13 protein-coding genes and 1 pseudogene are annotated in these 10,172 nt (G+C 52.6%); 3 read left to right on the top strand and 11 right to left on the bottom strand.

What is annotated here, in order from left to right:
* Positions 1-153: 153 nt before the first annotated feature.
* On the bottom strand, positions 154-2,079 hold the full coding sequence (locus OKC27_RS21845) for a methyl-accepting chemotaxis protein (protein WP_270806696.1): 1,926 nt from the start codon (positions 2,077-2,079) through the stop codon (positions 154-156).
* A 346-nt stretch (positions 2,080-2,425) separates the two neighbouring features.
* Here OKC27_RS21845 and OKC27_RS21840 point away from each other — a divergent pair.
* Positions 2,426-2,552: pseudogene (locus OKC27_RS21840) on the top strand (IS4/Tn5 family transposase DNA-binding protein); the annotation flags it as partial.
* 251 nt (positions 2,553-2,803) lie between these two features.
* On the opposite strand, the gene OKC27_RS21835 reads toward OKC27_RS21840, so the two are convergent.
* A complete protein-coding gene (locus OKC27_RS21835) occupies positions 2,804-3,115 on the bottom strand; it encodes a mobilization protein (protein WP_234887929.1) in 312 nt (103 codons plus the stop codon).
* Positions 3,116-3,592: a hypothetical protein gene (locus OKC27_RS21830; protein ID WP_270806699.1), complete on the bottom strand. Its 477-nt coding sequence runs from the start codon at positions 3,590-3,592 to the stop codon at positions 3,116-3,118. It lies immediately after the preceding gene.
* 304 nt (positions 3,593-3,896) lie between these two features.
* Between OKC27_RS21830 and OKC27_RS22935 the strand changes: the two genes are divergently transcribed.
* Entirely contained in the window at positions 3,897-4,235 is a 339-nt protein-coding gene (locus OKC27_RS22935; RefSeq protein ID WP_373870441.1) for a hypothetical protein, read from the top strand.
* Positions 4,236-4,293: 58 nt separating this feature from the next.
* On the opposite strand, the gene OKC27_RS22930 is transcribed toward OKC27_RS22935, so the two are convergent.
* Positions 4,294-4,707 (bottom strand): plasmid mobilization protein, encoded by a 414-nt coding sequence (locus tag OKC27_RS22930; RefSeq protein WP_017411294.1) that lies wholly within the window; start codon positions 4,705-4,707, stop codon positions 4,294-4,296.
* Between the two features lie 199 nt (positions 4,708-4,906).
* Here OKC27_RS22930 and OKC27_RS21815 point away from each other — a divergent pair, with 199 nt between their 5' ends.
* The gene (locus tag OKC27_RS21815; RefSeq protein WP_159317530.1) at positions 4,907-5,197 is read left to right on the top strand and encodes a hypothetical protein; all 291 of its coding nucleotides are present in this window, start codon (positions 4,907-4,909) and stop codon (positions 5,195-5,197) included.
* Positions 5,198-5,346: 149 nt separating this feature from the next.
* Here the strand turns inward: OKC27_RS21815 and OKC27_RS21810 are convergent, their stop codons facing one another.
* The 7 genes from OKC27_RS21810 to OKC27_RS21780 form a co-directional block, all read right to left on the bottom strand.
* On the bottom strand, positions 5,347-6,291 hold the full coding sequence (locus tag OKC27_RS21810; protein WP_042650711.1) for a replication initiation protein: 945 nt from the start codon (positions 6,289-6,291) through the stop codon (positions 5,347-5,349).
* Between the two features lie 209 nt (positions 6,292-6,500).
* Positions 6,501-6,785, bottom strand: a complete 285-nt coding sequence (locus OKC27_RS21805) for a type II toxin-antitoxin system RelE/ParE family toxin (RefSeq protein ID WP_042650712.1) — start codon at positions 6,783-6,785, stop codon at positions 6,501-6,503.
* 43 nt (positions 6,786-6,828) lie between these two features.
* A protein-coding gene (locus tag OKC27_RS21800; protein ID WP_100654772.1) for an IS3 family transposase occupies positions 6,829-8,033 on the bottom strand; the annotation gives its coding sequence in 2 pieces (ribosomal slippage) (positions 6,829-7,715 and positions 7,715-8,033; 1,206 coding nt in all).
* A gap of 88 nt (positions 8,034-8,121) precedes the next feature.
* Entirely contained in the window at positions 8,122-8,352 is a 231-nt protein-coding gene (gene relB, locus OKC27_RS21795; protein ID WP_270806694.1) for a type II toxin-antitoxin system RelB family antitoxin, read from the bottom strand.
* Positions 8,353-8,480: 128 nt separating this feature from the next.
* A complete protein-coding gene (locus OKC27_RS21790) occupies positions 8,481-8,678 on the bottom strand; it encodes a hypothetical protein (RefSeq protein WP_270806693.1) in 198 nt (65 codons plus the stop codon).
* Positions 8,679-8,691: 13 nt separating this feature from the next.
* Entirely contained in the window at positions 8,692-8,964 is a 273-nt protein-coding gene (locus OKC27_RS21785) for a hypothetical protein (RefSeq protein ID WP_182976682.1), read from the bottom strand.
* Between the two features lie 23 nt (positions 8,965-8,987).
* Positions 8,988-9,650: a tyrosine-type recombinase/integrase gene (locus tag OKC27_RS21780; RefSeq protein WP_223953570.1), complete on the bottom strand. Its 663-nt coding sequence runs from the start codon at positions 9,648-9,650 to the stop codon at positions 8,988-8,990.
* Positions 9,651-10,172: the final 522 nt, after the last annotated feature.

Below are 10,172 nucleotides of genomic sequence, written 5' to 3'. Positions count from 1 at the left end.
CGCTGCCTTGCAGGCGGCCAGTTCTGGCAGTGCAGCCGACTCCTGATATTTCGTGCAGTCGCCTTCTGAAAACGACACAGTTATTTTTTGGATTGATGAGCCATCACAGGATGTTCGCCCCAGCTCGTGATCTTCGGCTGGGGCGGCATTTGATTATGCTTGTTGCACAGCATTGCCCATTTTATCAAGATGATTTAAAAGCGTTTGGATGGTTTCATCCATTTGAGAACAGAGTCCCTTCGCTTTGTCTTTATCTCCATTGTCAAACGCAACAATTGCTTGTTTTGCTAATTCATGTATTTGCTGATGTGGTACATCAATGTCCTTAAACCCATGCAGATGTTCATGATGACTATGTTTACAGGAGTGATACCATTGACCAAATGCACAAGTTTGGTGTGTTGGTAGTTTATTTGCATCCAGTTTTGCAGAGCCATCCAAATGAGATTTTATCTTGCCAATAAAAATCATATGGGCACTTTTTGCTTTATTGATGGACAGGAGCACGTCATCATCCATTTTAAATTCATTTAAACTGTGCATTAATTCATCCGCAAGCAGGTTTAGTCCACTTGCTCGTCGAACCGATTCATATGATTCCTCGGTGATTTGTTGCAAAACAGTCATGATCTGATGGATATTATTGGCTAACTCATATGTTGTTGCTGTCTGCTGTTCTGTCGCGGTAGCAATTTGATCGACTTGTGTGACAACTTCATCCACCTGTGCAATGATTTCACGCAACGCATCACCAGATCGATTCGCTTCAGTGGTTCCCATTGATGCCTGCTCAACGCCTATTTGCATCGCTTTAACTGCATTTTTAGTTTCATTTTGAATTGTCTGGATCATTTCACTGATTTCTTGCGTGGCATGCGTTGTTCTTTCAGCTAATGCTCTAACTTCATCTGCCACCACTGCAAATCCACGACCTTTTTCACCGGCTCGCGCAGCTTCTATCGCTGCATTCAGAGCCAAAAGGTTCGTTTGCGCGGCTATTGCATCAATAGTGCTAACAATAGAGCCTATTTGATCGCTTCTTACGCCTAAATTGGTGACAGTCTGCGAAGAGTCTTGAACCGTATTTAAGATCTGATCCATTATTCCGGTCATATTTTGGATGACATCGTGACCCCGTTTGGCTGTATCTGATGCTTGTTGTGTTGCTTTGGCTGCATTATTACAGTTAAGCGCAATGGAATTGGCTGTCGTAGAAATTTCTTCTCCTGCTGCCGCTAGATTTGTTGTTTGAGCGGCAACATCGTCCACACTACTTGCTATTCGATCGGAAAAAGAATGAAATTGCATGGATGAATCTGAAATTTTTGTCGAAGTCATGGTAATACTATGTACGGCATGACCAATTTTCTTCGTCATTTTATGTATTGAGTTTGCAACACGCGCCATTTCGTCGGAACCAGTCAATTTTGACTTTACCATTAAATTCCCTTCACCGACTCCCTGTGAAACTCTGATGATTTCATTAATGGATTTAAATATTGAGCGAGATATTAATAATGGAAATATAATTCCAATAATCACTGCAATAGTAGAAAGAATGATAATTTTGTAATGGAAATACGCCAGATCTTCATCCATTGCAATTTTTTCTTCGTTAATTATTTTTTCGCTGATCTTTCCTATGTTCCTGGCTGTAGCAATCATCGCTGGCTCTAATGAAGATAAATCTGAGTCAGATGACTTACCTGTTAACATAACAGAAGCCAACTTTGAGAATAAACTTTCATATTCATTTGTTGCATTTAATATGTCATTAATCTCTGCCTGATACTTGGTCATCGATGGTTTTTGTTTTAACGTTTGCAATTGCTGTCTAATTTCGGAAATATACTGAATTGTTTTTTCTTTCGATTCGACATCTCTTCGAATAATCATGTTTTTTTCATAACGCCTGGCTTGTAATTCGTTTTGCAATATGCTTTGCATCTCATCTATTTGAGCATTCCTTGCTAACACTTTGTCAGGACCAAAATATCCTTCATAACTAATAAAAACCAACAGAACGAACAGCAGACAAAAACAAAATGTAATTTTTGCTTTAATGCTCTTTATGTTCATATTTAACTCCCATGACTGTAAAATCATACATCTTGTAATTAGATAATGTATAAATATGTTCACTTTTAAACGGCTCGTTGATTCAAGGGTGAGCAGCATAAATAGTGATAAACATTAACATTTCCTAAATTTAAAAACATTTCATCGATCACAAGTCTGGATGTTATTATTGCCTAAGGAAGGTGCGAACAAGTTCCTGATATGAGAGGCGTTGTTGCTCAAATCAGGCAGGGCGAGATCGTGAACGTTTTATACTGACTCTTATACACAAGTAGCGCCCTGAACGGAACCATTCCCGTTTTCCAGGATCTGATCTTCCATGTGACCTCCTAACATGGTAACGATCATGATAACTTCTGCTCTTCATCGTGCGGCTGACTGGGCTAAATCTGTGTTCTCTTCGGCGGCGCTGGGTGATCCTCGCCGTACCACCCGTCTGGTTAACGTCGCCGCTCAATTGGCGCAGCAGTGCCAAGGTCGGTGCGGGGAAGTTCAGGCCATTGCGACCGCTGCCACCGGCTTAGCGTGCTTTATTTTCCGTTTTCTGAGACGACCCCTTCTGGCGCGTTTCTTCCCCCTGCCTGACCCGTTTATGGCCTGAAAGTTTGCGACGCATTGAGGGCCGTTTGAGGGCCGGATCTTGCGGGGTTCGGTTTCGACCAGATTTACATGCCAAGCCCCCCAATCCTTAGCCCCTTCGCCTTCTCCACTTTCGCCAGTGCCGCTACTTGCTCCGCGCATTGAGCAAGGTATTCAGCGCGTCCATCAAGCTCCCGACACTGGTGTTCAATCGACCTAGCGTTATCTTGGTCGTGGCCTCTGATGTCTCCACGGCGTTCAACAGCTCCCCGAAGTCGTGCTGTAGACCCCCGCACAGCGTCTCGAAGTCGCTGAGTACCCCGTTTAAGTGCTCCTGATACTCGGCCAAAGAGCGCCCCTGCTCCTGTAATTGCAGCGTCAAGGCCGCGGTCTGCTCTCTGTGTGTCGTCTCGATTTGCTCCAGCCTGCCGACCAAGATCCGTTCCAGTTCCGTCATTCACTGCACCTCCACGGCTTTGCGACCGTCTTTCATGTTGATCAAAGTCCCGAGTTGGGGGGCTGCTAGGTACACCTTGCCGTTGCTCTCGATGACCTCCACCCCCTTGATGGCTTCGAGCGTCGTGATCCGCTGCTGGATCTCGCTGCCGAGCCAGCTCAACAACCCCCAGCTCCCGAACCCGAGCCCCAATGACAGGCACGCGCCGATCAGACACGCTTTCCACCAAATGCCGGAAAATCGCCTCAGCAACAGGGCCTCCCTCCTGGACTGCCTCATGGCCGATCTCAGCGGTGCGGTCGCGGCCTTCATATCGCTGACGGTTGTATCCAGCTCGCCCTTCACAAGCTCTCTCAAGTCGCTCCTGACAATATCTTTCAGCTCCTTCGTCCACCGTTCCGCCTCTGCCTGTTCGGCGAGCTTCTGCTGCGCGATCCTCTCGCTCAACAGTGTTTTCGACTGTCCAAGATGCTCCATAAATTTCCCCCTTCAACCTGATTGCCTTCGGGTATTCCGCTGGCTTGATACTGAGATGATCGGTACCTGATCTCGTGATTTCACATCCCATTTCCACGACATGACGACGCAGATCGGCGGCGTTGGTGATCACCCCCTGGGCGATTAACCCCAACAGGTACTCCGAGATCTGTTGCTTAATTGCTTTGGGGTCGTTGGCGTCCCTGTAGGCGTCAAAGCTGGGCTGCACAGGCCGCCGCCTGAGCGGGTCGTCTGGCCGTGCCCAGCCCTTTCCGTAGTTCCATTTGTTCCTCAGCGAATCGAAGTGGCTCCGTTGACTTGGCGGGGCTACGTTCAGGGATTTTCCCGTGCCCAGGTGAACGCGGGGGATCAGGATGTGGACATGCACACCGCCATCTTCCTCGCGGTGCAGGACGGCGGTCAGGTGTACGTCCTGCCTGTCCAGTCCGGCAAAAGCCAACTTCTCGAAGTCGTCCAGCACGGCGTTGATTTCATCCTCTGTCGGTGCCTCTTCGGTAGCCCAAGAGATAACGGCGCTGGTATACCGCTGCTGGAACGGCAGAGAGTCGGCCAAGGCACCGAACAACACCGGGTCTCCCCGCAGCACCTCAACGCCTGCCCGAGCAACCCCCTTGTGGTCTAGATCCCCCATCAGGTAGGCACTGGCAGCAGCGCCAGAGCCTGTGCCGTGGGCCATAAACTTAATGTGCATCGTCGTCCCCCTTTGCCTTTGGTTTGGGTGGGGGCGGTAGCCGGGGGAGCAACTTGGCCGCCTCGGCCTCGATGCTCCGCAGATAGGCCAGCGCCTCTAACACCGGCATCCGATCACCCTTACTCCGGCACTCGTTGAGTGCCCGAGCGACCTGATTCAGGTTCGAGCCAAGCGCGGCCAGTTGCCGCATCAAAGCGGGGTCAGCATCGTTGCTGGTATCCCGTGGGGGGCGTGAGGGGCGCTTGCGGGGCGTGGGGATGTGCGTCTGCTGCCCAGCATCGACCGCCCCCCTGATCCAGTCCGATACACTGAGGCCAGCAGAGGTCGCCTGCTGGCGCCATACCTCCGCCGTGGCCTGGTCTATTCGGACGCTCACGGTCGTGCTTCTCGGGACTTTGGCCACGGTGCCTCCGGTGTGGTTTTGGGGTGGGGGATTGAAGGGGCAGCGCCCCTCAACAGCCCCGTATGTAGTTGCGCAGCAACGTAATACGGGTAGGCTGGCTTAATGCCAGTACAGCAAAAAAACAGGGGGTCGGCAACTTGCCAATTATCGTCACAGTGACACATAATAAATTACCGTTACAGTGACAGGAAATAACACCATGAAGGACACCAAGGATCAGGGGACTGGGGACATGTTTGGCATCAAGCGCGGACGGGGTAGGCCAAAAACCGGATCAGCCAAAACAGGGGCAGAACGACAAGCAGCCTACCGTGCAAAGCAGCAGGACAATAACGTTACTGTGACGATAAATCTGGCATTGGTAGAGGGGCTGGATGCCCAGATGCAGGCTATCCGGGATGGAGGGTCGGCGGTGGTACTGACCCCGGAGCAGGCCGGGGAGATCCTGCGGGCACTGCGAAAGGCAGAGAACAAACAGCTCCGGGGATAAGACCTACTGCCCACAGGCCAAACACATGGCCTGATGGACAGCCCTTCGGGATCGGCCTTACCCCCCTCGCACCAATCCTCTCTCTTGAATGATTTTAAGGGCTCAAAGAACCCCCTTCGGGGGCTACTATCTGATAAGGCTTGTTTCGATCACTCAGATTCGCGTTTCAGGTACAGGCTGACCGTACTGGACGAGATCCCAAGATCCTCACCTATGTCGCGGTTGCTGTACCCCATACCCTTAAGCCTGAGCACCTCCGGTAAGAGGTCTGCACGAGCCTTACCGCTATTACTGGGCCTGCCCCCACCCTTGGATACTTTCCCACCCTTGGCCCCTCTGGCGGCCTGTACGGCGCTGAACCCTGCGGGGGTTAGGTTACGGTGCGTCCACTTCGCAATGGACTTAGCGATGTGCCTGACCTCGTTGGCCGGGAGCGGCGGCTCGAACTGGACGTTGTACCCGATCGCCCGATCTATAACGGCAGAGAGCCAAGCCTCATACCCCGGCCACCCCTGCCTAATCGCCTTGTAAGCCCACTGGCGCGTTTTCTCGAACAAGGTGCAGTTACGCCCCAACCCGTAAGCTGGAAGCTGTTTGCGGCCATTGTAGGGGCTTAAATCGAGGTAGTCGGCCAGCCAGCTCAGATCGTAGGAGGCGGGCTCCCATACCTGGACAAGCCAGTGGGTATGCAGGGGGTTCTTGCAGATCAGCCCGGAGTAGCCCAGATCCGCCCCCAGTTTCTCCCGGAGGGCGGCCTCGATGGCGGCGGCATACCGCAGTGGGGCCACCTTGCCGTCCGGGGCAGTGCGGATCGGGGTCTCCAGTCCGTAGATCAGGTGGGCGTGGCCGTTGGCCCTGTTCGTCACCGTGATGTTCGGTGCCGGGGCGCCTACGTCATCCCAGGATAACGTAGCGGCAGCATGGTCTACGTCAAACACGAGCCAATGCCGATGCGTTGGCCCGTTCGGCTGGATGTAACGAGCCCCAAGGGCACGGCTGACATCCGCAATGGACAGACCCGTGGTAAATTCGTCGGTGTGGTAGGGCTTCCGGGGCAGGCGCTCCCGGAACAGGTCAAGCTGTGCTCGATTCAATGACCACCGCGCATATTGGCGGCGCTAAAGGGTTGTCTGGTGTGATCCATGTGATATATTTCACCTATTGCATAAGCACGGCCCCGAACTCTCTGTAATCTCCCGCCAAGTTGATCAACAGAAGTTCGGGGTTTGTCTTTTCTAGGCAGTACGTTACCGCACGACCCCCTCCATACGCAAACGCATACCGCCCTACCTACAAGCACCCTTCACCAGTGGCTTGGTAGCCGCAAGCGGGTATGAAACACCCTCAGAATTTGGATCTCCTCGCCCTTCACTCGGTATGGAATGAGGAACGGATAGGGTTGCAGCACAAGCTCTCGTGTACCAGGAACGCGCCCTGGCCGTCCCATTGCTGGCTGATCTACCAACAAGTGAACCAAGCGATACACCTCTAATACAAACTCCTGGGCCACCCTGGAGTTCTCTTTTGCTAAGTGATCGTGAGCATCCTCAAGGTTCAGTGCAGCCTTACGCAGCCATTTAACCTGCATTGATACTGGATTTGACCCCATAGGTCCAGACACTTTTTCCCGCTTAGGGTTGTGATACCCGACTGCGCAGAAATTCCCGTGGTGAACGGTATCCCAAGGCGCTGTGCGGGTGGTGCTCGTTATAATGCTCAAACGCGATAGCCAAATTGCCTACCGCTGTTCGGCTATCCGGTTTTGGCATCATCTCGATATAGTCTCGCTTCATCGTCTTCACGAAGCTTTCCGCTATACCGTTACTCTGTGGGCTTCTCACTGCTGTCGTTCTGGGCTCCAACCCGATTTCTCGTGCAAACGCGCGGGTCTCATGGGCTCGATACGCCGAGCCATTATCAGTCAGCCACTCCACCGGTGATGCCGGCAACGAATCCCCAAAGCGACGTTCGACAGACCTCAGCATGACATCTTGCACAGTGTCACTATCGTAACCCCCAGTACTGGCCGCCCAGTCCAACGCTTCCCTATCGCAGCAATCCATGGCGAACGTGACACGTAGTTTTTCACCGTTATCGCAGCGAAACTCGAAGCCATCTGAGCACCACCGTCGATTGCTCTCCTTGACGGCAACACGCCCCTTATGTGCCTGCTGGGCCAATGGTGCAGCTGGTTTTCTTTCCAGCAGCAAGCCATGCTCGCGCATGACGCGATATACCCGCTTAGCGTTTACCACAGGTTGTTCTGTTGCCTCAGACTGACGCCGTAACAGCGCCCAGACCCGGCGATAGCCATAGGAGGGAAGCTCTGCCATCGCCTCCATGATACGGCCAAGTAAGGCTGCATCATCACGCTGGCGATGATGACGACCATCTTGCCAACCCGGTTTTCGATGAACACGAACGGATAGCTGCGCACGCGATACATTAAGAGCCTGGCTCACAGCACTTAATCGTCGTCCCCCGGCAACAAGGGCGCATGCGCAATCCATTTTTTTGCTCGACCATACTCCACGGCTTCTTTGAGGATCTCGTTCTCCATGGTCTTCTTCCCGAGCAGACGCTGAAGCTCTCGGATCTGCTTGATGGCAGCAGCCAACTCGGAAGCAGGAACAACATCCTCACCGGCGGTGATCGCCGTGAGAGACCCTTCTTGGAATTGCTTACGCCATTTGAAAAGCTGGTTTGCGTTGACGTCGTGCAAGCGAGCAACATGAGAGACGGTCATCCCGGGCTCAAAGGTCTGCTGCACGATGGCGATCTTTTCTTGTGGAGTCCGGCGTCGACGGCGCTCGGCCCCTGTTAACACTTCGACCATCTTCTCGTTGTGACTAGTACTGAACATAGCTCCAAGACTACCTCTTAAGTTAAGAGGGGCGAAGTGTCTGGATCTTCAAGGGGCCAATCTAGATACCCCACCGATTGAACTTCGCCATCATCTCCTTTTCGGGCACGAAGTCACCCGCATTCGCTTCACGCAATGCCGCTTCAACTTCCGCGATCTGCCAGGCTTCACGCGCCAAATAATCCTGGATAGCCTGATTCGCCAACCACGATTTGGTTCTTCCTGTTGATTGGGCCAGTTGCCCCAACTGTTGCTCTACCTCATCCGGTAAGCGAACGGACATAACACTCATACACACCCCACCAAACCACAATGTTTACATGATACTACACCTTTACTGAATGACAGGCACGGACAACAGGCAGCAAAAAGGGCGTCCGATTTAACGTAACGCCCCCTTATACGCAGTCATCAGCAAGGTTACTGGGGCTGATACTGCTCGAAATAGTGTGTTGCCAGCGCTTGGGCTTCAGCCAACTGCTCGCTGGAGAGGGTTTTGCCTATACTATCGCGAATGCTCGCCGCATCAGTACCATACGGAACAGAAAACGTATCATTATAACCATTCGCCACCGCCACGGAAAACCACACATAAGCCTGTTGCAGGTCCTCTGGCACCCCTTTTCCTCGATCAGTTGGTGAGGTGCTGTTCGCACTCGCGCACCAGGGCGGCGAGCTGGTCATCAGACCAATCCGGCTTGCTGCGGATCAACAGCAGTTGGAAAAACATTCCCTGCGCCTCTTCGTCCAGCTTCGTAGAGAAGGCAAACAGGCTAGGGGCCGGTGCTGCTGGCCGGTAGTATGAGACAACAGCCTGAGCCAACCAGCGGGCAGATTCGCCTCCTTCCTCAAGGCGCTGGCGGATCTGCTCGGTGGTGAATAGCTGATGATTTTCGTTACTCATGAGTCCGTTTTTCCTCTATCTGGTTAAACAACTCGCCTGATTAGGTCACCCAGGCGCACCGGGTCGGTGTCACACAGGGTCTTGATTGCCTTGATGCTTGTCATGCCCAGGATCTCCCCGATATGCCGCTCATCAATGCCTTGGCGCTTCAACTTCACCGCCAGGGTTCGGCGGCCAGATTGAGAGGTTGCCCCTTCAATCCCTGCCTGAGCAAACAGGCGACTTATCAGGGCCGTCAACTGGTCAGCCCGATAGCTCACCCGCCCGCCGCGCTCCACTCTCGTCAACTTCAATGGCTGGCCTGTACGGCCAGACACAAACAGAGCACTGCTTGGGTCAAGGCCGCGATAAGCCGTCAGCCTGCCGGTGATGCCCTGCCCACGCTGGAGCCGGTCGGCAAGGTGCTCATCCACTGCCTTGATCAACTTCTGATTCACCCAGCACAAGGGGCGGGTGCGACCATTGAAAGCAATCTCGGCCCTCACCACCGTCGCGGCCAGCGGCTCGCCAGCGGGTGAAAGGTAGTCGCTGACCAGGAGCTGCGATAACTCGGCTGGCTTCATGCCGGTGCCAAAGAAGCAAAGGAGCAAGGCCGCGTCACGGGATCCATTCTCCTTGCTCGATGCCCGAGCGACTGCCACGGCGTGGGCGAGCTGGGCATCCTCTACAACTATCGCCTTTGGCATCTATGTTTAATCCCGCAATGAATCACTAGACATAGAAACTACCGCAATAAAAGGGGGCCATCAAGGCCCCTGTCTCAATTATGTCCTGGTGTTCACGGAAAGTTAGGGTGAGACTTTATTTTCAAGGATGAAACTTTATTTTCAAGGATGAAACTCTATTTTCGGGGATGACACTTTATTTTCATCCCACAACAACAGGCAGCAAAAAGGGGCGCGGGTTTACCGTAACGCCCCTTATGCGCACCGACTTTGTAAGCGTTGAGTTGTAATTCATGCTTTTTGAAACTGAACCCTGTTCTTGGTCATGATTAAACCCTCCAGAACAGGATACTCTAAGGAAGGTGCGAATAAGTCACCAAACATAAAAATGCGCCTTTGTAAGTATTTGAATTTAATAAACTAATTTTTTCAGTTTCGTTGTGGAAGGTGCTTATTCGCACCTTCCCTAGGCTTCCGCTTCGCGCCGCGCATCCGCGACCTCGGCGAAACCAAGCTGTACGTGCCGCAGGGCGTGCAAGCCTA

The organism is Aeromonas sp. QDB62 (genome assembly GCF_027705695.1).
GTDB lineage: Bacteria > Pseudomonadota > Gammaproteobacteria > Enterobacterales > Aeromonadaceae > Aeromonas > Aeromonas allosaccharophila.
The sequence above is the reverse complement of the archived record's forward strand: the minus strand, read 5'-3'. Positions and strand labels throughout refer to the sequence as shown.

What these genes read in the sequence shown, in the direction of transcription:
- OKC27_RS21845 (WP_270806696.1), bottom strand. Translation starts at nt 2,079, where the DNA reads ATGAACATAAAGAGCATTAAAGCAAAAATTACATTTTGTTTTTGTCTG.
- OKC27_RS21835 (WP_234887929.1), bottom strand. Translation starts at nt 3,115, where the DNA reads ATGACGGAACTGGAACGGATCTTGGTCGGCAGGCTGGAGCAAATCGAG.
- OKC27_RS21830 (WP_270806699.1), bottom strand. Translation starts at nt 3,592, where the DNA reads ATGGAGCATCTTGGACAGTCGAAAACACTGTTGAGCGAGAGGATCGCG.
- OKC27_RS21815 (WP_159317530.1), top strand. Translation starts at nt 4,907, where the DNA reads ATGAAGGACACCAAGGATCAGGGGACTGGGGACATGTTTGGCATCAAG.
- OKC27_RS21805 (WP_042650712.1), bottom strand. Translation starts at nt 6,785, where the DNA reads ATGCAGGTTAAATGGCTGCGTAAGGCTGCACTGAACCTTGAGGATGCT.
- relB (WP_270806694.1), bottom strand. Translation starts at nt 8,352, where the DNA reads ATGAGTGTTATGTCCGTTCGCTTACCGGATGAGGTAGAGCAACAGTTG.
- OKC27_RS21785 (WP_182976682.1), bottom strand. Translation starts at nt 8,964, where the DNA reads ATGAGTAACGAAAATCATCAGCTATTCACCACCGAGCAGATCCGCCAG.
- OKC27_RS21780 (WP_223953570.1), bottom strand. Translation starts at nt 9,650, where the DNA reads ATGCCAAAGGCGATAGTTGTAGAGGATGCCCAGCTCGCCCACGCCGTG.